Origin of the sequence: Roseburia inulinivorans DSM 16841, from assembly GCF_000174195.1 — a bacterium.
GTDB classification, from domain to species: domain Bacteria; phylum Bacillota; class Clostridia; order Lachnospirales; family Lachnospiraceae; genus Roseburia; species Roseburia inulinivorans.
The window spans coordinates 1-22,662 of the sequence record NZ_ACFY01000087.1 but is presented as its reverse complement, the minus strand read 5'-3'; the positions used below and the strand labels follow the sequence as shown (position 1 = coordinate 22,662).

At 45.3% G+C, this 22,662-nt stretch carries 21 protein-coding genes and 2 pseudogenes; 15 read left to right on the top strand and 8 right to left on the bottom strand.

Annotated features, from left to right (window positions below):
• Positions 1–16: 16 nt before the first annotated feature.
• The 7 genes from ROSEINA2194_RS09345 (at position 17) to ROSEINA2194_RS09315 (ending at position 8,201) form a co-directional block, all read left to right on the top strand.
• Positions 17–628 (top strand): ABC transporter ATP-binding protein, encoded by a 612-nt coding sequence (locus ROSEINA2194_RS09345; protein WP_330370399.1) that lies wholly within the window; start codon positions 17–19, stop codon positions 626–628.
• A 51-nt stretch (positions 629–679) separates the two neighbouring features.
• On the top strand, positions 680–2,047 hold the full coding sequence (locus tag ROSEINA2194_RS09340; RefSeq protein WP_007886053.1) for a hypothetical protein: 1,368 nt from the start codon (positions 680–682) through the stop codon (positions 2,045–2,047).
• Between the two features lie 3 nt (positions 2,048–2,050).
• Complete coding sequence (locus tag ROSEINA2194_RS19730) at positions 2,051–4,360, top strand: ABC transporter permease (RefSeq protein ID WP_007886052.1); 2,310 nt, start codon at positions 2,051–2,053, stop codon at positions 4,358–4,360.
• Between the two features lie 427 nt (positions 4,361–4,787).
• Positions 4,788–6,041: a C40 family peptidase gene (locus tag ROSEINA2194_RS09330; protein WP_007886051.1), complete on the top strand. Its 1,254-nt coding sequence runs from the start codon at positions 4,788–4,790 to the stop codon at positions 6,039–6,041.
• Between the two features lie 143 nt (positions 6,042–6,184).
• A complete protein-coding gene (locus tag ROSEINA2194_RS09325; protein ID WP_007886050.1) occupies positions 6,185–6,622 on the top strand; it encodes a GatB/YqeY domain-containing protein in 438 nt (145 codons plus the stop codon).
• Between the two features lie 28 nt (positions 6,623–6,650).
• Entirely contained in the window at positions 6,651–7,304 is a 654-nt protein-coding gene (locus ROSEINA2194_RS09320; protein ID WP_007886049.1) for a hypothetical protein, read from the top strand.
• A 21-nt stretch (positions 7,305–7,325) separates the two neighbouring features.
• The gene (locus ROSEINA2194_RS09315) at positions 7,326–8,201 is read left to right on the top strand and encodes a methionyl aminopeptidase (RefSeq protein WP_007886046.1); all 876 of its coding nucleotides are present in this window, start codon (positions 7,326–7,328) and stop codon (positions 8,199–8,201) included.
• A gap of 41 nt (positions 8,202–8,242) precedes the next feature.
• Here ROSEINA2194_RS09315 and ROSEINA2194_RS09310 read toward each other — a convergent pair whose 3' ends face one another.
• Together ROSEINA2194_RS09310 and ROSEINA2194_RS09305 are read right to left on the bottom strand one after the other, a co-directional pair.
• Complete coding sequence (locus tag ROSEINA2194_RS09310) at positions 8,243–8,848, bottom strand: glycerol-3-phosphate acyltransferase (RefSeq protein WP_007886045.1); 606 nt, start codon at positions 8,846–8,848, stop codon at positions 8,243–8,245.
• 12 nt (positions 8,849–8,860) lie between these two features.
• Positions 8,861–9,979, bottom strand: a complete 1,119-nt coding sequence (locus ROSEINA2194_RS09305) for an MGDG synthase family glycosyltransferase (RefSeq protein ID WP_007886044.1) — start codon at positions 9,977–9,979, stop codon at positions 8,861–8,863.
• Between the two features lie 107 nt (positions 9,980–10,086).
• Between ROSEINA2194_RS09305 and ROSEINA2194_RS09300 the strand changes: the two genes are divergently transcribed.
• From ROSEINA2194_RS09300 to ROSEINA2194_RS09280, 5 genes are all read left to right on the top strand, one after another.
• On the top strand, positions 10,087–10,518 hold the full coding sequence (locus ROSEINA2194_RS09300; protein WP_007886043.1) for a hypothetical protein: 432 nt from the start codon (positions 10,087–10,089) through the stop codon (positions 10,516–10,518).
• A 62-nt stretch (positions 10,519–10,580) separates the two neighbouring features.
• On the top strand, positions 10,581–11,183 hold the full coding sequence (locus ROSEINA2194_RS09295; protein ID WP_007886042.1) for a hypothetical protein: 603 nt from the start codon (positions 10,581–10,583) through the stop codon (positions 11,181–11,183).
• Positions 11,184–11,230: 47 nt separating this feature from the next.
• A complete protein-coding gene (locus tag ROSEINA2194_RS09290; protein ID WP_007886041.1) occupies positions 11,231–12,832 on the top strand; it encodes a GGDEF domain-containing protein in 1,602 nt (533 codons plus the stop codon).
• 70 nt (positions 12,833–12,902) lie between these two features.
• On the top strand, positions 12,903–13,157 hold the full coding sequence (spoIIID, locus tag ROSEINA2194_RS09285; RefSeq protein WP_007886040.1) for a sporulation transcriptional regulator SpoIIID: 255 nt from the start codon (positions 12,903–12,905) through the stop codon (positions 13,155–13,157).
• 435 nt (positions 13,158–13,592) lie between these two features.
• Entirely contained in the window at positions 13,593–14,441 is an 849-nt protein-coding gene (locus ROSEINA2194_RS09280; protein ID WP_007886039.1) for an AlbA family DNA-binding domain-containing protein, read from the top strand.
• Positions 14,442–14,467: 26 nt separating this feature from the next.
• On the opposite strand, the pseudogene ROSEINA2194_RS09270 reads toward ROSEINA2194_RS09280, so the two are convergent.
• From ROSEINA2194_RS09270 to ROSEINA2194_RS09250, 5 genes and pseudogenes are all read right to left on the bottom strand, one after another.
• A pseudogene (locus ROSEINA2194_RS09270) lies at positions 14,468–15,978 on the bottom strand (recombinase family protein).
• 94 nt (positions 15,979–16,072) lie between these two features.
• Entirely contained in the window at positions 16,073–16,228 is a 156-nt protein-coding gene (locus ROSEINA2194_RS09265; protein ID WP_002575863.1) for a hypothetical protein, read from the bottom strand.
• Between the two features lie 40 nt (positions 16,229–16,268).
• The gene (mobV, locus tag ROSEINA2194_RS09260) at positions 16,269–17,213 is read right to left on the bottom strand and encodes a MobV family relaxase (protein ID WP_002575862.1); all 945 of its coding nucleotides are present in this window, start codon (positions 17,211–17,213) and stop codon (positions 16,269–16,271) included.
• 173 nt (positions 17,214–17,386) lie between these two features.
• Positions 17,387–17,782: a replication initiator protein A gene (locus ROSEINA2194_RS09255; RefSeq protein WP_002575861.1), complete on the bottom strand. Its 396-nt coding sequence runs from the start codon at positions 17,780–17,782 to the stop codon at positions 17,387–17,389.
• A 112-nt stretch (positions 17,783–17,894) separates the two neighbouring features.
• Complete coding sequence (locus ROSEINA2194_RS09250) at positions 17,895–18,308, bottom strand: cysteine-rich VLP domain-containing protein (protein ID WP_002575860.1); 414 nt, start codon at positions 18,306–18,308, stop codon at positions 17,895–17,897.
• Between the two features lie 228 nt (positions 18,309–18,536).
• Between ROSEINA2194_RS09250 and ROSEINA2194_RS09245 the strand changes: the two genes are divergently transcribed.
• Together ROSEINA2194_RS09245 and ROSEINA2194_RS09240 are read left to right on the top strand one after the other, a co-directional pair.
• Entirely contained in the window at positions 18,537–18,800 is a 264-nt protein-coding gene (locus ROSEINA2194_RS09245) for a hypothetical protein (protein WP_002575859.1), read from the top strand.
• A 78-nt stretch (positions 18,801–18,878) separates the two neighbouring features.
• Positions 18,879–19,679 (top strand): helix-turn-helix domain-containing protein, encoded by an 801-nt coding sequence (locus ROSEINA2194_RS09240; RefSeq protein ID WP_002575858.1) that lies wholly within the window; start codon positions 18,879–18,881, stop codon positions 19,677–19,679.
• An 80-nt stretch (positions 19,680–19,759) separates the two neighbouring features.
• Here the strand turns inward: ROSEINA2194_RS09240 and ROSEINA2194_RS09235 are convergent.
• Positions 19,760–20,981: pseudogene (locus tag ROSEINA2194_RS09235) on the bottom strand (MFS transporter).
• Between the two features lie 1,053 nt (positions 20,982–22,034).
• Here ROSEINA2194_RS09235 and ROSEINA2194_RS09225 point away from each other — a divergent pair.
• Positions 22,035–22,655, top strand: coding sequence for an ATP-binding protein (locus ROSEINA2194_RS09225; RefSeq protein WP_007886028.1), 621 nt, complete (start codon positions 22,035–22,037; stop codon positions 22,653–22,655).
• Positions 22,656–22,662 lie beyond the last annotated feature (7 nt).

Genomic DNA, 22,662 nt, shown 5'->3' with positions numbered 1-22,662 from the left:
ATGGAAAAAGAAAGTACTGTCCGATATCACCTTTCAGGTTAAGCCGGGGGAGTGCGTTGCGATCGCAGGGAAAAACGGCTGCGGCAAATCTACCTTAATGCAGATCATGGCGGGCATTTTAAAGCCGGATGGCGGTGAACTATGCTATTTTGGAAAAAAAGCAGCCTACAAAAGCAGTACATTTCGTCGGTTTTGCGGTTATGTGCCGCAGGAAAATCCGTTGATGGAAGAACTGACGGTGCAGGATAATCTGAAACTCTGGGGCGGCAGCCACAACGCCAACACAAAAGAGCTGGTCGCACAGTTTCAACTGGAGGATTTGTTGCAAACAGAGGTAAGCAAACTTTCCGGTGGTATGAAACGGCGTTTGAGCATTGCGTGTGCACTTGTGGAGAACCCGCCATTTTTACTGATGGATGAACCGACGACAGCTCTTGACCTTTATTATAAAGAGAGCATTCACCAGTGGATGAAAACCTATCAGCAGAAAAATGGAATCATCCTTATGACGACGCATGATGAGAGCGAGATACGCAATGCGGACAGATGCCTTTTTATGGATGAGGGCAAAGTGCAGGAATTAGATGCAGAAGATATTTTGCAAAAGTTTGCAGGCATGTCAGAATGACAATCAAGTACAAATACTAAGGAAACAGAGAAAAACAAGGGAGGATTCGTTATGAACGAACAATTTGAAACACAAAATCCGGTGGAGAATACTGTGACACCGGCAAACCAGATGGAAACACCAACACCGGAAGCACCAAAAAAGAAAGGAAACAAAATCTCCATCATTGCGGGCGTGGTGGCAGCAGTGGTTGTCGCGGGCGGCGTTGGCGTATTTGCAGCGGTCAAAACAGGAGCTTTTTTAAGCCCATCAAAAAAGGTATTGCTTGCAGGTGCAAAGACTGTGAGTGACATGGGAAGTTTGGGAGAGACATTAAAAGACTGTGTTTCCCTGTATTCGGATGAGTATACACTCAAAATGGATCTTTCCATGAACGAGGGCGATATTTCCATGGAGGGGCGCAGTTCGAAGGAACAGAAGCAGATAAAAGGAAATCTCAATATTTCCGGTGCACCATCGATTGATTTTTTAGCAGACATTGGTGCGGACAGTGTGCAGGTGGAAGTCCCGACAATCAGTGAACGCCTGTTTACCTATGATTACAGAAATGAAAAGAGTGGATATCTGCTGGAAATGGTAGACCAGGATACGCTCGATGCAGTGGATGCGACGCTTAAGGCTGCTTATGATAACCAGAATTCAGATGAGTTCCGCAAGAAAATGTTAAAAGTTTACGCGGATGAATACAATACGCTGGAATTTTCCAAAGTGGACGCAAAAGACTTTACCATCGACGGAACAGAGCGCAGTTGTAAGGGATATCAGACGGTTGTGACCAAAGAAAATGTGAATCATGTGATCGATGGACTTGAGACACTTTACGGGGAAGATTATCAGGAGCTGATGGATGCACTTGATCTGACCGCAGCAGATTTTGTCGCGTCTATGAGAGAGGCAGTGGAAGAGTTTGACGACAGCACGACACTTGTATTCTACTTATACAAAGGTCAGTATGCAGCGATTGATATTATACCGGAAAATGATGTTTCCTTTGAAGTCCAGTTCCTCGGCGGTGACACGAGAATGCAGAACATGATCCTCCTTGCAGATGATGAGAAAGTGGTCGAGGTTCAGGGAAGTAACGAGGGTAGTGTCGAGACAATCACGATGATCGCCGAGGAAAACGATACCGTAAAGTTCACGTATGACAGTGACAGCGGAGATATCACAATGGAAGCAAAATATGATGAAGAATCTTATAATTTTGCAGGAAATCTTGCAGTCGATAAGAACAGCATGGTCATTACCATTGATGATCTCGGAAGTGCCTCTGAAGATGTGAGCGGTAGTATCACTTGGAAAAAAGGTGCCCAGTTTGAGGAAGTTTCCGGCGATACCTTTGACCTTGGAAATGCAACGGAAGAGGAATGGCAGGATCTTCTTCATGAAATCTTTGCAGCAATGTTAGGTGGATTTTAATTCATGAGATTTTTTCTTCGATATCTGTCACTTGAGGGTAAAAAAAGCCTGATAGCGGCGAGAAAAAGCATGGTAAAGTTTATAGTAATGTTATTACTGATCGCAGGCGGAGTGCTTGCGGTCAGTCTCGTTATGAAGGATGCAGGTGTGTTCCAAACGGCGGAGATTGGCGTTGTGATCCCTGAGGATGAGGCACAGACGAAGATGGTGGCACAGTTTATCTCTGCGATGGACAGCGTGAAAAGTGTCTGCCACTTTCAGTACCTGAATCAGGATAAAGCGATGGCATCGCTGGAAAAAGGCACATTAGATGCGGTGCTCTCACTGCCGGAACAGTTTTACGAGGATGTGGATTCCGGGAAAAATACACCGGCAACCATTTATTTCCCGGAAAATGCTTCGTTAAACACGAGAGTGTTCGGTGAACTTGTGGCGGACGGCGTCTCCCTGCTTCGGACGGCGGAGGCTGGTGTCTATGCCACCTACGATACCGCGCAGATTTATCAGGCGGAAATCTCAAGGGATCAGATTGGGGATGTGATCTCCGAACTTTATATTTATGAGGCGTTTGACCGCACTTTGGTTTTCCAGAAAAATGTGTATTCTTCGCTTGGAAAAGCAGACCTCCATCAATACTATTTTTCTGCGGCTGTTTTGCTCCTCTTTCTGATGATGGGGGTCAATTATGGTTATCTGTATCAGAAGCAGAGCCGTGCTGTGGAGGATAAAATCAGAATTTACGGTATCGGCGAAGGGAAAAATGCGTTGGTCAAAGTGCTTCTTATGACCGTTCCGCTGTGGCTTGTGGGAGTTTTGGTGTATGCTGTGGGCTGTCTGGTATCAGGGAAGTATCATCTGTCTTTTTTGTGGTTTGACCGGGAGGTGCTGCCTGGAACACTGCTTCTTGCAGCGGTGATCGCAGCGTATTTTCAACTGATCTATACGATTTCGGGAGAGAGCACCAGAGGAACGATCGTGCTGCTTGCGGTCAATGTTTTTCAGATCATGGCTTCCGGTGTTGTGATCCCTACTGCATATCTGCCGGAACTTTTTGGAAAAATCGGAACCTTTTTTCCACTGACCTTTTGGGACAGCTATTATCTGAAATTATTGTTTTTCGGAATCAAAGGGCAGGAGACAAGGCAGCTGATTCTCATGTTTGTTGTGCTTTTTGCGGCCAGCGTGTTATGGGCAAAAGCGGCAGGATATTTTGGAAAGGTGGAACGGAAGGAACAAAAAAAAGGAGGCAGTCTGACCGTCGGAGGGTTTGGAAAATCAGCGCTTTTCAACTGGTACTTTTTACAGTTGAAAGCGTGGCTGAAACGCGGGACAAGCTTGCTGTTATTAGCGTCCATGTTTTTTGTGGTCTGGTTTGCCGGACAGATCTCCATGCCGCAGTCTGACAATGTGACCGTTGGAATTGTGGAAACAGACGGAACGCATGGAAAAGAAGTGCTGGAACATCTGACACAGCGTGAAAGTCTTTTTTCCTTTGTGATGTACGACAGCAAAGAGGCGTTGCAGGAGGATGTCATTGCAGGAAAACTGGAATGTGGTTTTTATTTTTCCAACAATTTTGAAAAGAAATTTGAGCATGAAAAGTTAAAAAACAGTGTGTCGTATCTCTGTACTCCGCTTACCACAAAGGGCGAGGTGGCGCGTGAGACATTTTATGCGGCGCTGTTTGAGGTGTACGGAGCACAGATGCTGAGCGCAAGGACAGAGCAGTTGTTTGGAGATGATGCAAAAGCAGCATGTGATGTTCTGCTTGCCAATTATGAAAAATATCTCAAAGGAAACGAAGTTTTTCAGGTTAATGTGGAGCAGACAGAGGCGGTGGAGACGACAGAGAAAGAAAAACAGGTATTTCCACTTCACGGACTTGTGGCATTGTTTCTATTTTTGAACTTATTTGTGGAATACGGACGACGCTTTGAAGCAGGCAGTGGAAAACCATATCTGGCACTTCCGGCGCCACTTGGCCAAGGATTTCAGATGATGGGACTTCTCGCAGCGGGAACCGTTCCGGCGGTGGCTGGCTTGGTGTTACTGCTTTGTTCCAGGGAGAGCCGCGGACTCCTTCGGGAGATCAGTGCCATGCTATTGTTACTGGCAGCCTGTATCGTGTGGATATGGATCGTTGGAAAATGGATACAAAATCTGACCAGTTTTACATCCCACATGTTCCTGCTTGTGTTGATAAATCTGGTGTTCTGCCCGGTTCTTGTGGATATTGCAGCCTACATCCCGGCTCTGAAATTCGTGCGTTACTTCTTCCCGGTAGGCATTTATTTAGCTTTTATCTCCTTGTAAAATTATGGAAATGCTATCCACTATATAGAAAAATGTGTTAAAATAGGTACGACATTGTAGATAGAATATCAGATAATTGTGTAACTCATCATAACGTAAATTGAATTGTGAAAAATTAACAAAAGACATGAAAGACATTGGGGAACCGCCGGTTCTTAGAAAGCAGGTACGACATTTTTAATCAGGTCTGCGCATTTACTGCACAGACCGTGCGAAGATGATTCAGGTGTGAGCAAATTCCTATCTGCGTAGCAGATTTTAAATGAATTTGCGAAGTACTGCGAAGAATGAGCAGTACCGCTGCGAGTGACACATAGCGGGAGCGTGTCTTGAATGTTTTTGTTGATTTTGAACAATTTGAAATAAAGGTAAGAGGAGTTACACAATTATCGTTCATTTATTTTCACACAAGGAGATTAACGCTTTTATGAAATTTTTACGAGCGATGAAAAAGATAAAGATAAAAAAGCAGATCATAGCGGCAGTTATGGCATGCGTGCTTGGCATTGGAGGCATATACTCAGTTCATGCGTCCGTTATTAACGATGCAAAAAATAAGAAAAATGAAGCGCAGCAGGAGTTGGATAATCTGAACAGCCAAATTGATGAGATCCAGGCGGCACAGAGTGATCTTCAGGAGGAAATGGACGCTTATGATGACCAGCTCATGGCACTGCTCACAGATATGGATCTTCTGGAAAACGATATGGATGCAAAGCAGGATGAGATTGACCAGGCGAATGCTGATCTGGAAGTCGCACAGGAGAAAGAGCAGACGCAATATAACGCGATGAAAACGCGAATTCAGTATATGTATGAAAACGGTGACAGTAATTACTGGGAAGCGATGATGGGAGCAACGAGCATCACCGACCTTTTAAACCGTGTGGAATATGTATCCGAAGTGTATGATTACGACAGAAAGCAGCTTACTGCTTATCAGGAGACGGTACAGCAGGTGGCAGATCTGAAGGATCAGTTAAATGCACAGCTGGCAGAGATGGAAGAGCTAAAGATCAGTTATGAAGATCAGGCATCTTCCCTGCAGGCTTTGATCGCAGAAAAAAGCGCTGCGATGGATAATTTTGACGCCCAGCTTGCAAGTGCAAAAAGTCTTGCAAGCCAGTATGCAGATACGATCAAAAAGCAGAACCAGATCATTGCAGATGAACAGGCGCGTCAGGCAGCAGAAGAGGCAGCCGCAAGGCGGGCAGCGCAACAACAACAGCAAAATGCAGGAAATCAGTCAAACACAACGGGCAGTGACACAAATGCGTCAGCTTCAGGTTCAGGAACCGGTTTAACATCTTCAGGTTTAAATCCTGCACACACTACAAATGTCAGCGGAAGTGATGTGGTGGCCTTTGCGAGCCAATATGTCGGTTATCCGTATGTGTACGGCGGCAACAGTCTGACGGAGGGGGCTGACTGCTCTTATTTTGTCATGGCATGTTTCGGACAGTATGGAATCTCACTTCCGAGAAACTCTTATTCCATGCAGAGCTGCGGACAGGCAGTAAGCTATGACTGCGCACAGCCGGGAGATATCATCTGCTATCCGGGACATGTTGCAATCTATATGGGAAATGGAAGGATCGTGCATGCTTCCAGCCCGACAAACGGAATCTGTTACGGAAGTGCGACGTATCGTACGATCCTGACGATACGACGGGTGTTATAAAGGAATTGTAACTTTCTGGAAAAAGTGATATAATATCTTGCAGAGTTTGTCTATACTAACAGTTGGATAATTGCGAAACTTCTAATAAACGAACAGGGGATTCGCAGCTATCGGAAACTGACAATGAAAGAAGGAGAAATATTATGCAGTTTGAACAGTTACAAAAAGATATGATAGCAGCCATGAAGGCAAGAGATAAAGTTCGTAAAGATGCGATTTCCGCACTGGTATCTGCAGCGAAGAAAGTGGCCATTGATGAGGGATGCAGAGACAACATCAGCGAGGAGATCGTCGACCGTGTCATTTTAAAGGAAATCAAATCTGTAAAAGAGCAGATTGATACATGCCCGGCAGAGAGAACAGATTTGAAGGAAGAATATCAGGCAAGATACGATATTTATCAGGAATATGCACCAAAAATGATGTCCGCAGAGGAAGTGGAAGCATTTATTACTGAGAAATTTGCAGATATCGTTGCGGGCAGGAACAAGGGAATGATCATGAAAAATGTGATGCCTGAATTAAAAGGCAAGGCAGAAGGAAGCGTGATCAATCAGGTAGTTGCAAAACTTTGTCAGTAAGCACCATACAGAAGGGCGCGGCGATAATATGGAGAAGCGAATACGTTTTACGATCATTCTTGTACTCATTTTGATCGTTGTTATAGCGTTTTCTTTCCAGTCGAAAGAGAAGAAGGAATATCTGGTTTACAATGAGGCATTAGATAAGATTGCGGTTACCGTGGATGATGTATCATTGACTTTGAAAGATATCGCATTTTATGTAGCTTATGAGGAAAAAACAGTTCAGGAACAGGCAATACTCTATAATCCGGACAACCCAAGACAGTACTGGAATGTTTATACAGACGGGCAGTTTGTGAAGCTTACTGCAAAACAGGCGGCGTTGGATATGGCTGTTCATGATGAGATTTTTTATCAGATGGCTGTGGCAGAAGGTCTGACGCTGGATGCAACGGAGCAGAAATATCTTGAAAATGATGAGAGTGATTTCTGGTCTGATTTAGAGGACTGGCAGAAAGAACAATTGGGGATTTCAGAAGAAGAACTGGATTCTGAAATGGAGAAAATAGCATTGGCTGACAAATATCAGAGTATTTATGCAGAGATGAACCAAAAAGAGTACGAGGCGTATAATTTTAATGGGGAAGCCTATGAGGCACTTTTGTCGGAACACGAATACAGTGTGAACGAAAAAGTATGGGACAGAGTGGATTTTGGCTCTGTCACGCTTGATAATTAGAAAGTAGAAAAGAGAAAAATTATGTCAGTAAAAATTGGAAGAAATGATCCATGCTGGTGTGGAAGTGGCAGAAAGTACAAGGCATGCCATGAAGCATTTGATGAGAAGATCGCAAGATATGCGTCACAGGGACATATCGTGCCGCAGCGTAACATTATTAAAAATGCAGAGCAGATCGCAGGCATTAAAGAGAGCTGTAAAATTAACATTGCAGTGCTTGATTACATTGAGAAAAATATCCATGAGGGTATGAATACGGCAGAGATCGACAAAATCGTTTACGATATGACAACAAGCATGGGTGGAATCCCGGCGCCACTCAACTATGAAGGATATCCATTTTCTGTGTGTACCTCTGTGAATGATCAGGTATGCCACGGTTTTCCTTCCAAGGATGTGATCCTAAAGGCAGGGGATATTATCAATGTTGACTGCTCTACCATTTTAAACGGATATTTTTCTGATTCTTCGAGAATGTTCTGTATTGGTGAGGTCAGCCCTGAGAAGAAGAAACTTGTTCAGGTGACCAAAGAGTGTGTCGAACTTGGATTAAAAGAAGTAAAACCATGGGGATTTTTAGGTGACATGGGGCAGGCGGTCCATGACCATGCATTTTCCAATGGATACACAGTTGTCCGTGAAATTGGCGGACATGGTGTAGGCCTTGAGTTCCATGAGGAGCCGTGGGTAGGATATAATTCCAGACGTGGACAGGAAATGCTGATGGTTCCTGGCATGATTTTTACAATTGAGCCGATGGTGAACATGGGACAGCCGGATATCTATGTTGATTCCGATAATGACTGGGAAGTGTATACAGATGATGGACTTCCATCCGCACAGTGGGAGATTATGGTACTTGTGACGGAGGACGGACATGAAGTCCTGTGCTGGTAAGCTGAATAGTGTGGAGAAGAAAAAACAGCATAGCCGTGAGGCTATGCTGTATGTTTGAAAAGCCGTATGTGGAGCGGCTCGCCGAGGTATTTGATAAAATGCCGGTAGATCACGATTGCCGTGATCAGAAAGCTTCCAATCTGAATCGATGGAACTTTTACGGTAAACAGCACACAGAATGCAAACAGTCCGAAAGTCACGACGGACCGGAAAGAATGTGGGCTGACCACAACGATCAGGGAAAAGAAAATAAAGAAAAATGCAAGGTACACTGCCGGACGCATCTCCGGAAACAGACCAAGCAGAACTCCAAAGGAGGCGGTAATTGCTTTACCGCCTTTTTCTTTTTGAAAAAATGGAAATGCGTGTCCGAACACCGGCGCGATGAGCACCGGGATAAAAAGCAGCGAATGCACATCTAAAAAGTGCTGTCCAAAAAATACCGGCACAAATCCCTTTGCAAGCTCTAAAATCAGGGAGAGCATTCCGCAGAAAAATCCGCCATACATAAAGGCATTGGCAACGCCCGGATTGTGGTCTGCCGGAAGTTCCCGGATATCAACGTGCCGGATGATTTTTGGCACCCAATAAGCAAACAATGTGCTTCCAAGGACGAATCCAAGAAGCGTAAAAAAGAGATATAACATAAAAACCCCTTTCTATTCATGAGAAACAAGCCGTTCTAACAGACTGACAATCTGCATGGCGGCTTCAGGCTTACGTTCTCTGCACTGTGCCTCTGACATCTGTTCACGCAGCGAATCATTTTCAATCAGTGCTTTGCCAAGCTGTACCTGCTTTGCAAGATGCTTCGATGAGACAGAGAGATGTCTTGCACCAAAAAACTGCAGGTTTGCAGTTTCACATCCAGGAATCGGAGCCGTGTGGACAATCGGAATATTTTTTACCAGAGATTCTGTCGAGGTAAGTCCGCCCGGCTTTGTGTAAATGACATCGCAGGCATCCATAAAAAGGGATACATGATTGGTATATCCGATAATATGGACCCGTTTGTTAAAATGAAATTCTTTCCGCAAAATGCGTTCGATCTTTGCATTATTTCCACAGATGATCACAATGTGTTCTCCGTTCCGGCAACGGAGTGCTAACTCAGCCGCAAAAACAGCCAGTTTTCCAAATCCCATACTTCCGCTCATGACGAGAAACATCGGAACATCCATCGGGAGGTGCAGTTTTTTTCTTGCAGCTTCCTTAGACAGATTTCTGCAGAAATCCTGCCGCACCGGAATGCCATAGGGAAGCAGTTTCTCTTCCGGAACGCCGCGTTTTACATACTCCGGGATCAGATCCTCGTGTGGAATCACATAATAATCGAGATTTGTCTCCTCCCAGAATGGAATACAGGTGTAGTCTGTTCCAACCGCAACTGCCGGCATATGCAAAAGTTTTTTCTTTTTCATGTAAGTCATTGTCTCCGCAGGATAAAGGTGCGGAGTGAGAACAATGTCAAAATCATGTCCGTCAATATAGGAGGCTAATTTTTTTCCCAATAAGGCGTTGGCAAAATAGACGGGAGATTTCCGTCTGGAACTTGAGATCAGCATTCCTGCTTTATAAATAAATCCAAAAAAGAATGGAATATGTTTTACTATGCCAACATACGCTCCGGCAACGGCATGGGAGGTGCGTTTCCCGGATAAAAGAAACATATCCATCATTTCTACTGTATGCCCTTTTGATTCGGCGGCCTCCTTTACAGCTCTTCCGGCACTGTTGTGTCCTTCACCCGTATCACAGGATAATATCAAAATTTTCATAAATCTATAGAATACCTTTCAAATTTCGGCTATAATCAGTGTAGCATATCGTATGTAAAATTACGAGAGAGAATTCTGGCGTAAGAATATCATTCAGGAGAGAGAGCATGAAACTATCAGAAAAAAAGGGAACAGAACAGTCAAAAAAGAAATCCGTCGGAAAAGCAAAGAAAGCATCTGAGGTAATAAAAGTTCCGGGAGACTGGCTTTATATGACACCACAGGAAATCGGTGTAAGACAGATATATGAAGCATTTGGGGAACAGGATGGCTATGAATTGGAAATCTGGGAAGATGCCGGAGTTCTTGAGATTGGAATGTCAGATGGAGCTTCTGTAGATATCGAGACAGCACAGATCCATCCAAAAGACGAGGTTACGGCTTCTTTTGCAGCAGAACATCAGGTGAAAACGGTTTTCCTAGTGACCTTTAAGCCGGAAACTTATGAGGAGGCAAAAAAGGTCATGCGCAGGATCATGGATAAAACCGGCGGATTTTTCTGCGGAGATACCGAAGACTTTACACCGATGTTAGCTTGATAAAATGGAATGGTTGAAACACAGGGAAGCCAGAATAGATAAATGAGAGGCAGGATACGGATGTGAACTTTGATTACATAAAAGAGGCAGAGCCTTCTACAGATGACTTGAGACAGCTATATGATTCATTGTATCAAAATTTGGAAAAAGCAGAGGAATTATATTGGACAAAACCACAGAGATGTGGCATGATGCTGCGCAGGGCAACGGAAAAGATCTGCCGTATTTATAATGGCTATTATGAGATCCATTTTCCGGAGAGTGCTACGCTGGAAGATTATCTCTGTTATACAGGAGATGATGATCATAATGCCATGGTCAGCCGTTTTTTAAGTGTTGTGCGCAAAGAGCAGAGAGATCGTCTGGAGTGGCTTCGCGTGTGGGGCGATGAATGTGTTTTTATGGAGGAAAATCCGGATCAGATCAGGCATAATGCGGATAAACTTTATCTGAATGTCAAAAAAATGATGGTGTACATGATGGAGGCAACAAAAGAAATGTGCCTGCGCATCGATCATATGGAGAATCTGCAGGGAAGAAGTTTTGCAGATGATATTTTGCCAGGTTATCAGTCAGAAGAAGAATTAGAGGCTTTGGAAGAACAGCGGCAGAAGGAACAGCGGAAGAGTTTCTGGTCATCCCTGTTTGGAAAGAAAGAAAAGTAGAAAATACAATGAAACAGTTTTGCAGGGCTGCCAATACGGAGGTGTAAATGAAAAAAATATTATCAGGTTCCTACTATATCGTATCACTTCTGGGCGTGCTGTTTGTTGTCGGCAGTTTTCTGTTTGCAACAAATGAAACACATTTCCGGAAGGGGGAGATCGCAGGACATCAGCAGATCACGCCCCAGAGCATTACACAGGTAGATGAAATGACAAAAGAATACATTTTCTCAGGAGAGCAGTTTACGGGGAAAAATATATGTCTTGCTTTTTATTCAATCCATCTTGGTATTGAAGTGTATGAAGATGGCGAGCTGATTTATAATCTGAAGCCGGTTTCAGGTATTTTTGGCACAACACCCGGGTCTGTCTGGAATTTTCTGGAGATTGATCCGGATTGTGGGCAGGTCATTGTGAGGACACATGCTGCGTACGAGAGAGTGGGCGGCGAGACCCTGTCTTTTTATATCGGCGAGGCAGTCGATGAGGTGCTGTATCTCATACGCAATTCTGCAATAGGTGCGTGTGTGTGTCTGTTGGAACTGGCAATCGGTATATTTCTGATCATGTATTTTATCATTGGCAATAAAGGGATACGCATTGAAAACTATGTTTTGTATTTTGGATTATTTGCTGTGCTGATGGGCGCATGGTCTTTGAATGAGACGGTGATGATGGCGCTTCTGGTCAAAAATACAGTGGCAGGTTCTATTCTTGGGTATATTTTGATCATGCTTATGCCAGCACCTTTTGCGATGTTTGTGCAGGGTTTTTTAATGCCGGAAGATAAATGGGCTGCCGGATCAATCACATTTTTAAGTGTTTTGAATATGGCGGCATGCGTTCTGCTCCATATGACAGGAGTACTTGAATTTCGGAATTCTGTAACATTTACCCATATATTAATGGCTATGGATATCCTATATCTGGGATATGCATTGGTTCATTACGTGAAGAAGCACGGCATGGATAGAATCGCAAAGACGAATATTGTGGGAATTATCATTCTTTTTGCTGCATTTGCTGCAGATATTATATTTTTTTATGTTATTTCAACTGTTGTGGATATTCTGGGAAGAACAGGATTCCTTGTTTATATCTGTCTGCTGGCATGGCTTGCAGCATCAGATTCCATGGAAAAACTTCATGAAGGACAGAAAGCTGCCATCTATAAAGAACTTGCATTGAAGGATATTTTGACCGGACTTTACAGCAGGAATGCCTATGATGAATGGGAGAGAGACAATCAGCATCCGGACAAGACCGCCATTGTCATGTTAGATCTGAATAACCTGAAAAAGTGTAATGACCGGTATGGCCATGAGGCAGGCGATACCTACCTGAAAAAGGCATCGGAGATGATCACAAATGCATTTTCACAGGAGAATACAGTATATCGTATTGGTGGAGATGAATTCTGTGTGATCATGCCGGATGCCAAGGAAAATAGCATAGAAGGAGCAATGGACAGACTGAAAGAGCTTCAGAAGCAATACAAAGGAACAGATCATTCAGTGGAAGTGGAGATCGCCTGCGGCTATGCGTTCTATGATGACAATGTGGATCAGAGTTTTGTGGATACAAGAAAGAGGGCAGATACGCATATGTATGAAAATAAGCGTATGCTAAAGGGAAAGGAACCGCGTTAATTTAAAAATTGAATAATAAAAAGGATTCCCCTGCATACAATGTAAAAACAAGTATTGCAGGGGAATTTTTTTGAAAGGTTATATTGAGGAAAGAGCAATTGAGATAGCAAGATATATTATCGACAACAACACGACGGTAAGACAGGCAGCAAAGTATTTTGGGATATCGAAATCAACGGTACATAAGGATGTTACAGAACGTCTGGAAAAAATCAATGCATCTCTGGCAGCTGAGACAAGAAAAGTATTGGATGTCAATAAATCCGAGCGTCATATCCGCGGAGGGCTGGCGACGAAAGAAAAGTATTTACATATGCATGGGTAAAAAACGTATGCGTTGTACGTATTAATTTGAAACAAACAATCATTTCATGATTATGCACCACACAGGAAGTGTCAGCATTGAGAGAAAGGTAGAAAAAAGATCATTCGGGAGGCGTATGGATTTCCGGGCGGTCTTTTTTTGTGTTTTACAATGCACGTTTTTAGTGTGTACAAGCTAATGATAGAAGTAAATACAGGAAAACTATATATTTGAAAAAGATAATAGAAAAGGTAAAATATAATAGATGAAATGAAATGACAACTGAAAAAATGATGTCCAAATTTGACTTTGTTTTAAGATAATATTTTAAAAATAAAAGGAACTTAAATTTTAAGAATATAATTTGAGTTCGTTTTTGTAGATTAAGAATATTATTTGAGATCGTTGCATATAAGTAAAGAGGATGATAGAATAGAAAGAAATGGAGGAAGTTAAATGACAGAGGAAGAATTAATCGGAAAACTTGAAATGATTCAAAGAATGAAATCGGAATCAAATATTCTTGAATTAAAAAGTGCAGAAAAAGGATGCCCACAGCATTTGTATGATTCTTTGTCCAGTTTTTCAAATCAGGATGAGGGCGGAATCATTATTTTCGGAATTGATGAAAAGCAGGATTATAAAGAAGTAGGAGTTTATGACCCACAGGACATACAAAAAAAGATAAATGAACAATGCCTGCAAATGGAGCCGATTGTCAGGCCGTTATTGACTGTTGCACAAAAAGATGGAAAGGCTTTTGTTTCAGCTGAAATCCCGGGCGTTGATTTGACGGATAGACCAGTGTTTTATAAAGGAAAAGGACGTTTGAAAGGCTCTTATACGCGTGTGGGCGATAGTGATGAACCAATGACAGAATATGAGGTTTATAGTTACGAAGCGTACAGAAAGAAGTACCAAGATGATATTCGCGGAGTGCAAAGGGCAACATTATCGTCGCTAAATAAAGAAAAGTTAGCATTATATATTGACTTACTTAAAAGCGGAAAACCCAATTTATCGAACATGGATGACGAAAGTATTTATGAGTTGATGAGTGTGACTAGAAATAATGAGATAACATTGAGTGCAACGATGATTTTTAGTCCATATCCGCAAGCGTATTTTCCACAGCTGTGCATTACTGCAATTGCTGTACCAGGAACAGAGATTGGATGCATTGGCGATTCAGGAGAGAGATTTTTAGACAATCAACGAATTGAAGGCAATATTTCAGAGATGCTTGATGAGGCAATTAGTTTTGTAAAAAGGAAAGTACAGTTTACAAGGGACTACACAGGGTAGGTATCTGACGGGAGGGGTGCCGCCAGTCAGATTTTCCATGTGATGTTCAAGCTGTCGCTTGTGGCGGCTATGGTGGTGATCATCAAATCCACCACACGCCGCTTGTCATCAAAAGATACATTCTCCCAGGTATCGAGGTAGCCGGAAATCTGGCTGACCTGTTCCGGGCTGATGGCCTCCACAGTCAACTCCGCTATCCTTGCCAGAAGTTCCTGCTTGCGCCCGTCCAGTTCCGCTATCTTCACATTCACATAGGAGAACAGGACATTGTTTGCCCCCGTCAGACTGTCCACCAGCTTTTCAATCTCGCTGTCTACATGGGCAAGTTCCACTTGCAGGGCGGTGATTTTCGGGTTTGCCTTTGCCGCTTTCTTTTTCCTGTCAGCGTCTTGTAGCTTGCCAGCTTCTTTACCATCTGCTGATAAACAACCGCTTCCAGTTCCGAAGTGATGATTTTCCCACAGCCAGGACAGCTTTTATTGTCCAGCCGTTTCGTGCAGCGGAGATACTGTTTGCCGGAGGGATTGTAGATACTCATAAGAGCATACCCGCAATTCCCGCACTTGATTTTTCCTGCCAGCCATGTGTGGGTGGCTTTCCGGGCAGACTGGATTTTCATGTTGTTCATCAGCTTCTTGCGGCAGGTCAGCCAGGTGTCGGAGGGGACGATACCCTCATGGGGAGCCAGTACCAGCATTTGGTCTTTTAAGTCGTTTTTCTTGCTGGCCTTTACATCTCGCCCTTGATACAGATAGCAGCCGTTCATGCCCGTAAAATCGGCAACGTCATTGACAATGACTGTACCTTGACTTTTGAAAAATTCGTACACATCAAGGTCTGCCTGCACATAGACAGGATTGCGTAACATCTGCGCCAGCGTGGGGCGTATCAGCTCTTTGCCATGGAACAAAATCCCCTGTTCGGCAAAGTACCGGGTAATGTCCCCGTAGGAAGTTGTGGGCTGGGCGTACATCTCAAACATCAGCCGGATATTGGCCGCTTCCTCCGGGTTTACCACCAGCTTCTTTGTGTTGATACCGTCCATCTTGATAGGCTCCGTATGGAAGCCGTAAGGGGCTTTCCCGCCCATCTTAAAGCCCCGCTGACTGCGGGAGTAGTAAGCGTCCGTTACCCGCTTCTGTATCGTTTCCCGTTCAAGCTGGGCGAACACGATACAGATATTCAGCATGGCCCGTCCCATCGGCGTGGAGGTATCAAACTTTTCCGTAGAGGACACAAACTCCACATTGTACTGCTGGAACAGCTCCATCATGTTGGCAAAGTCCAGAATGGAACGGCTGATACGGTCGAGCTTGTAAACCACGACCTTTGCAATCAAGCCCCGCTTGATGTCCCGCACCAGTTCTTGAAACTTCGGACGGTCTGTGTTCTTGCCGCTGTACCCTTTGTCTGTGTATTCCTTGCAGTTACCGCCTTTCAACTCGTATTTGCAAAATTCAATCTGGCTTTCAATGGAAATGCTGTCCTTTTTGTCTACCGATTGTCTTGCATAGATTGCGTCTATCCGATTGTTCATATTGTCGCTCCTTTTCTTAAAAAAGAAACGGAGCTGCTGACAGTTCTATTATACCGCCAGCAGCCCCGCAAATCAATGATGGGTTTGGAAAACCTTATGTCCCGGCTTCCTCACTCTCCCGCTTGTCGGCGTACTTGCGGAACACCTCATAAAGCTGCTGTTCCAGTTCCCGGCGTTTGGCTGCTTCCTGTTCCGGCGTGAACACCGGGGAGAGATTTTCCAGTGTGATTTCCTTTCCCTGAAAAGTCACGATTTCGATTTCCTTTTTGTATCTGATATTACTTATAAGATCACCTTTCCTTTCCATGCTGCCGCTGTTGCCGTTTCAGTTCCGCTAAAATCTCCGGCGGGATACGGTCAACCAGCCGCCGCATATCGTCCAGTTCGCTTTTTAACTTCGCCCGTTCCATCGTGTCATTCATCTTGCCTTTTTCGCTGGCCTTTGCCCTGACTTCCAGCTTTTCATTTTCCGCTAACAAGTCATTGATTGTGACCTTGTATTTTTTCAGTTGCCCGGAGAAGTTCTCCATCTGCGGAAACCACTTTTTCAGCATGGAGAGGGCTTCCTCTTTCTTCTTTCCGGCGTTCAGCGGGGTAATGCCGGAGAGAACCGCTTCAATGGCCCTCGCCTGTTTGGAGAGGTTGACCGCCTGTTTGAACAGCCGGGTGGGGATATGCTTCCGGCCCGTCTTGCTGGCGCTTTCCCCACGCTCCAGGTCGGGGTACTGCTCCACCATACAGGCGTGAAAATCGTCCTGCCACTTCGTCAGATTGGCCCGGTTGCCGATAATTTCTTTGGCGCACAGGCGGTTGTCCTTTGTCAGCGGCACAAAGACCAAGTGCAGATGGGGCGTTTTTTCATCCATGTGTACCATAGCCGAAACGATGTTCTCCCGGCCCACCCGGTCAATGAGGAAGTCCGCCGCCCTCTGGAAGTAGGCCGCTATCTCCTTTGGGGACTTGCCCTTGAAAAACTCCGGGCTGGCGGTAATCAGCGTGTCCACAAACCGAGTGCTGTCCTTGCGGGTGCGGCATCTGGCCTGCTCGATGCGGCTCTGAATGAAATGGTAGTAGCGGCCATCCGGCTTGACGATGTGGAAATTGTACTTGCTCCGGCTGGTGTCAATGTCCGGGTTGCTGGCGTACTGCTCCTTTTTCCGTTCATGGTGGGCTTCCAGCGGCCCCGCCGGGTGGCCCTTGTGCTTCTCAAATCGCAAAATTGCGTGTTGTGCCATTGAACTCCTTTCCCCATTCCATTCCTTTCCGGCGGGTTTTCCCGCCGAAAATATCTCTGATAGGATTGGAATGGAATGAATGTAAATAGATGGTTTTAATCTCTGTATTTCTATATACCGTCAGATTTCCGTACTTCAAGAGGATTGATTTTCGTACTCGCCAAGTACGGTTTTCAGCCCTCCGGCGTACCATAACCGGATTTCTTGAAGTCGGTGTTTGGAACCGCTTCATAGGATTTCGGGTAAATGCGGTTGGGTTTTCCACAGCCCTGTTTCTGGATTTCCACCAGCCCCGCATACTGCAACTCCCGCAGGGTGTTGACCGCTTTCTGCCGCCCGCAGCGGAGCAAAGCGACCACCTCGCAGATGGGGTAGTACAGGTAGACCCGCCCGTACTCGTCCGCCCAGCCGTTCTTCCGGGACAACTCCGCCCGGCGCAGGACAAAGGCATACAGCACCTTCGCTTCGTTGCTCAAGGGCTGGAATGTGGGTGCTTCAAAAAGGAAATTGGGGAGCCGGGTGAAACTGAACGCCTTTTCCGGCTGGTGAATATAAATCGTGTTTGTCATAGCGTGTTTTGTGGACGGTTAGAGGCCCGTTTTTCCGGGGCGAATGATAAATGATACCAGCCGCCCCGGTTGAGGGCTTGCGGAGCCTTGCAAATCAAGGCTTTTCCCGCTCTTAACTGTCCACAGCAGACCTCCTTTTCCGTTCACTTTCTGTTTTCTGCCGCCTGTGAACTCTGGCGGCGCAGTCCGGGCAGTATTTGCCCCGGTTGGACTTCGGGACGAACACACCGCCGCACTCCGCACAGCGTTTCAAGTCCCTGTCCCGGTAAATCTCCGCTTCCAGCGTCCTGTCCAGCGGCAAGACCGCCCAGCGGAACCACTTGCAGCAGACGGAGAACGAAATCATCTGCGGACAGGCGCAGGTGTCGCCATCGTCCAGCGCAAGGCAGTTTCCGTCCTCGCAGTTGCAGCACTCCCGGCGTATCAGGCCGCTGGCTCGTCTCTTCTGGGGCGGGGTTATGCGGTAGGGGGAGCCGTCCGGCCTGTGTTCCAGCGGCGGCAGGTGTTGATAGGGTCTTTTGCTCATGCGTCCCTCCGTTTTCTTTGGCGTGTTCTGTTTCCAAGGTGCTTGTCCATCGATGAACTATCCCAAGTCTACACCTTTTTGACCGCCTGTGCCGTATATCCAAGAGGTAGGAAATCAGCCTGAAAAACTCCCTATTTCCACGCTCTCGGATTTGTGATATAATCAAAAAAAGATAAAAGACAAATTCAGGTTTCTGGTCTTCTTGCACAAAATAAAGGAGGAGCTATTATGCAAATTGTTTATATTCCAAGCGAATCAATGTCTGTTCAAGGTAAAAAAGATGAAATCTATAAAAGATATGGGAAAGACTGGAATATTAGAGAACAGGGAGGAGGTAACGGAAATTGGTTGTTGACCAGAAAAAGTGATGTGCTTGTAGATGGAAAAAGTTATCGTACTTTTGTACTTGAACACTACGGTAAATCCAAGCTGACAGCGAAGCTTGTTGATAAATTTCGTGAAGATGTAGCAAATGGTAAAATAAAACTGTAAATGCCTATGCCGTTATGCTATGAGCATAGTACATAGCATAACGGCTTCTCTTTCGTTGAGCTAGCAAGGAGGGTGAATATGTCTTTATCCATACAAGAGCGATTAAAAGACCTACGTGTGGAGCGTGGCTTGACGCTGGGGCAGCTTGCGGAGCAGACCGGGCTTTCCAAGTCTGCGCTGGGCAGTTACGAAACGGAAGACTTCAAGGACATCAGCCACTATGCCCTTATCCGGCTGGCGAAGTTTTACGGTGTGACCGCTGATTATCTGCTGGGGCTGTCTGAAATGAAAAATCACCCAAACGCCGATCTTGCAGACCTGCGTTTGAGTGATGAAATGATTGACCTGCTGAAAAGCGGGAGGATAGACAATACCCTGCTGTGTGAGCTGGCGGCGCACCCGGATTTCCCCCGGCTGATGGCTGACCTTGAAATCTATGTGAACGGAACGGCACTGAAACAGGCGCAGGGTGCAAACGCCATAGTGGACACGATGAGCGCAACTGTTATAAAAAAGCATAATCCTGGCATGAGTGATACGCAGTTAAGACAGCTTATCACCGCCCATATTGATGAGGACGAGTTTTGCCGCTATGTGATACAACGGGACATAAACGGGATTGCCCTTGCTCTGCGGGAAACACACAAGGACGATTTTTTCAGCGTCCCAGAGGATAACCCGCTAAAAGAAATGCTGGAAACTGCTGGTGAAATCGTCAGCCAGGACAGCGACACGGAACAAGCGTACTTGGCGTTTATCTGCAAACGGCTCAAGCTGAATTTTAGGAAGCTGTCAGTAGAAGAACGGAAGTGGCTGAAAAAGATTGCGGAAAAATCCGACTTGCTGAAGAATCCAAAACCGCAGAGAGGACGAAGATAAAAAATGCCTGAACGGCGGTTCTGGTTTTTCAGAACCACCATCCAGGCATTTTGTTTAGTAATAGAAAAAGGTGCAGTTGATTATTGCGTATTGTCAATCTCTCTCAAACCGGGTAGTAAAAATACGGCAAGCGCAACGATGATAATGCCAATTCCGCAAATGACAAACCATTTCTCAACTCCCAGCCGCTCCGCCAGAGGCCCGGAAATGACAAGGCCAAACGGCATGGCGAGGGAAGCGGCGCTTGTCAGTAGAGAAAAAACTCTCCCCAGATATTCTGGTTTGACCGTTTCTTGAAAAATCGCATTTTGCACACCGTAAAATGGAGCGGAAATTCCCATAACAGTACAGCACACAACAAAGACAAGAAATGCGTCTGGCGGCAAAAAGCCCGGAGAGCATATTGCTAACGCCCATCAGGAGAACGGAAAGACCGATGGTGTACCGCCGTTTCTTAAAACCGCCCCAAATGCTCAGAATGACTCCGCCAAGCAGCATACCAACCGCAAAAGCAATTTCAGCGGCAGAGGCATGGGCCGGTGTTCCTTTGAAGTATGACATACAGATGAGAGGAAAAAGCGTACTGATTGGCATATAAAAGAACATATAAATTACACCAATCCAGAGCAGAGCAAAGAGGCCCCTGTTTTGCTTTAATACCACATACCCCTCTTTCATATCCTGTAAAAACTGTTGTCTTTTCGTTTCTGGACATAGTTCAGGCGTTGGTATGGACGAAATCGCAACAGTCACACAGGCAAGGATTGCACCCACAATATCTAACAATATAATTGCATTAAGAGGCCAAACAGCATATAAAAACGCTGCGGCAGCTGGACTGATAATCGCACTTACTGCTTGCATGGTCTGCGTGTAACCAGCGCATTTTGTAAGTTCCTCTTTTGGCACAATCATAGGTGTTGCTGCGCTGAATGCTGGAGAATGAAAAGCAGTTCCCGCACTTCGGATTAACAGGACAACCATAATAGACCATACGGGCAATTCCATGTAAAACGCCACCAGCGCCAGAATACCGCCAGCGGCGGCAATTATCAAATCCGCACCAATCATTACGCTTTTACGGCTGTGCCGGTCAACAAAAGCACCTGCAAACGGGCCTAAACAGGCTTGCGGCAAAAATCCAATCAGTGTTGCCGCCGTCAATATGATTGCAGAATTAGTTTTCGCAACCAAATAAAAGATAATGGCCATTTGCAAAATACCGCTGCTAATAAAGGATATTGCTTGTCCGGCAAGAAGTGTAAAATAAGTTTTTCTCCATGAATTGTTGTTTTGGGTCATAATGCGAACCTCCTTTTTTATTGCATTGTTCCTTTGTTTCTGCAATAAAAAGCAGGCGTTGTCCCACAGAGAGGGCAGACGCCTGCATAACAACAAAGCACGAAAAACACCACGATACAGTTCAAAGACTGCTCGTGTCAAACCTACGTGTTCCTTTGCATACGCACGCAAAAAAGCCCACCATCATGTGGAAAGGTACTTCTACTTTTTATTGCTTATTAGCGTACACAAATTAACACACGTAAGCCTCCTTCCAATCTCAAACTGTCGCACAGTATAACACACATCCGATAGACTTGTCAACCATTTTTAACCTTGTTTTCCATCTTGTTTTTCCATCTCTTACGGGCAGTAGCAAAGCCAGGCGAGCCAGTCAACGGTCAAGATGAACGGCGCTTTCAGCGCCGCCGTTGACAGTCTCGCCCGTCTTTGCTAATGGGTAATCAAGGCGGGAAAGCCATTTTAGGGCTTTCCCGCCCATTTCAATTTTGGGAGAAGAAAGGCCCCAAAATGAACGAGTGCGGCCAAACACTTTTAGGGATTGGCCACCTTGTCCACCCATCCAGCGGGGCGGCGGGGAACGGTCAAGGCCGGGCGTCAGCCCATTCATTTCAGCCTTGACGGTTTCCTGCCGTCCTGCTACTTTTCCCGGAGTGTGGCCACACATCTGGTCACGGTGTCCAGAGCTTTGGGACTTTTTGTCCCATAGGCCGGGGGCGGAGGACGAGGGACGGGGGCTTTCATAATACGCCCTGTCTGCTGCTGAAATCAGCCCTTTGTTTCCGGCTTACCAGCCCCAAACAAAGCCCTGCTTTCCTGCCGCGTCAAATGCCCTTGCCCTCCCCGGCGGCAACGGTATTTTCAGGGCAACGCCGACAGAGCGTATAACACACTACACTTTGCTCCGCAAAGTCGTGTGCCAAATGGGGCGCTGCCCCCTTTGGAAACCCCCGCAACAAACAGGTGCTATGCACCCAGCCGGGAGCATAGCGCCGTTTGTTGTCAGCAGCCCGTTTCACGGTCTGCGTGTAGTTCCTTGTAAACTGACCTAATATGAAGAATAAAACAATTATTAATCCAGAAACTGGAGTGCGCGAGGATCGGACAGATTATCCTATTACTGCAGTCAGGGAGGCAATTGTTAACGCATTGGTGCATCGCGATTATAGCATACATACAGAGGGTATGCCGATACAAATTATCATGTATGAAGACAGAATGGAGATAAAAAATCCAGGAGGTATATACGGAAGAATAAAAGTTGACCAGTTGGGTAAAATGCAGCCGGATACGAGAAATCCTGTATTGGCGTTAGCATTAGAAACATTACGTATTACAGAAAATAGATATTCCGGAATACCGACAATTCGCAGAGAAATGGAAAAGTTTCATCTTAGAGAACCGGAGTTCGCAGACGAGAGAGGCAGTTTTACAGTGACATTTTATAAGGCAGGAAATATCAGTAAAGAGGAGCCAGAACCAGAAGAAGCAAACAATCTTTTGGTATTCTGTAGAACACCACGTACAAGAAAAGAAATATGTGAATATCTGGGACTATCTTCTGTTACTTATGCTATTCAGACACATGTTATGCCGTTGGTAGCAATTGGAAAGATTAAAATGACAAATCCTGAGAAGCCAAAGAGTCCAAAACAGTTGTTTTATAGTGAGTAGGTTTGAG

Coding starts and splice junctions, on each gene's coding strand:
- ROSEINA2194_RS09340 (WP_007886053.1), top strand. CDS start 680: ATGAACGAACAATTTGAAACACAAAATCCGGTGGAGAATACTGTGACA.
- ROSEINA2194_RS19730 (WP_007886052.1), top strand. CDS start 2,051: ATGAGATTTTTTCTTCGATATCTGTCACTTGAGGGTAAAAAAAGCCTG.
- ROSEINA2194_RS09330 (WP_007886051.1), top strand. CDS start 4,788: ATGAAATTTTTACGAGCGATGAAAAAGATAAAGATAAAAAAGCAGATC.
- ROSEINA2194_RS09325 (WP_007886050.1), top strand. CDS start 6,185: ATGCAGTTTGAACAGTTACAAAAAGATATGATAGCAGCCATGAAGGCA.
- ROSEINA2194_RS09320 (WP_007886049.1), top strand. CDS start 6,651: ATGGAGAAGCGAATACGTTTTACGATCATTCTTGTACTCATTTTGATC.
- ROSEINA2194_RS09315 (WP_007886046.1), top strand. CDS start 7,326: ATGTCAGTAAAAATTGGAAGAAATGATCCATGCTGGTGTGGAAGTGGC.
- ROSEINA2194_RS09310 (WP_007886045.1), bottom strand. CDS start 8,848: ATGTTATATCTCTTTTTTACGCTTCTTGGATTCGTCCTTGGAAGCACA.
- ROSEINA2194_RS09305 (WP_007886044.1), bottom strand. CDS start 9,979: ATGAAAATTTTGATATTATCCTGTGATACGGGTGAAGGACACAACAGT.
- ROSEINA2194_RS09300 (WP_007886043.1), top strand. CDS start 10,087: ATGAAACTATCAGAAAAAAAGGGAACAGAACAGTCAAAAAAGAAATCC.
- ROSEINA2194_RS09290 (WP_007886041.1), top strand. CDS start 11,231: ATGAAAAAAATATTATCAGGTTCCTACTATATCGTATCACTTCTGGGC.
- ROSEINA2194_RS09280 (WP_007886039.1), top strand. CDS start 13,593: ATGACAGAGGAAGAATTAATCGGAAAACTTGAAATGATTCAAAGAATG.
- mobV (WP_002575862.1), bottom strand. CDS start 17,213: ATGGCACAACACGCAATTTTGCGATTTGAGAAGCACAAGGGCCACCCG.
- ROSEINA2194_RS09255 (WP_002575861.1), bottom strand. CDS start 17,782: ATGACAAACACGATTTATATTCACCAGCCGGAAAAGGCGTTCAGTTTC.
- ROSEINA2194_RS09250 (WP_002575860.1), bottom strand. CDS start 18,308: ATGAGCAAAAGACCCTATCAACACCTGCCGCCGCTGGAACACAGGCCG.
- ROSEINA2194_RS09245 (WP_002575859.1), top strand. CDS start 18,537: ATGCAAATTGTTTATATTCCAAGCGAATCAATGTCTGTTCAAGGTAAA.
- ROSEINA2194_RS09240 (WP_002575858.1), top strand. CDS start 18,879: ATGTCTTTATCCATACAAGAGCGATTAAAAGACCTACGTGTGGAGCGT.
- ROSEINA2194_RS09225 (WP_007886028.1), top strand. CDS start 22,035: ATGAAGAATAAAACAATTATTAATCCAGAAACTGGAGTGCGCGAGGAT.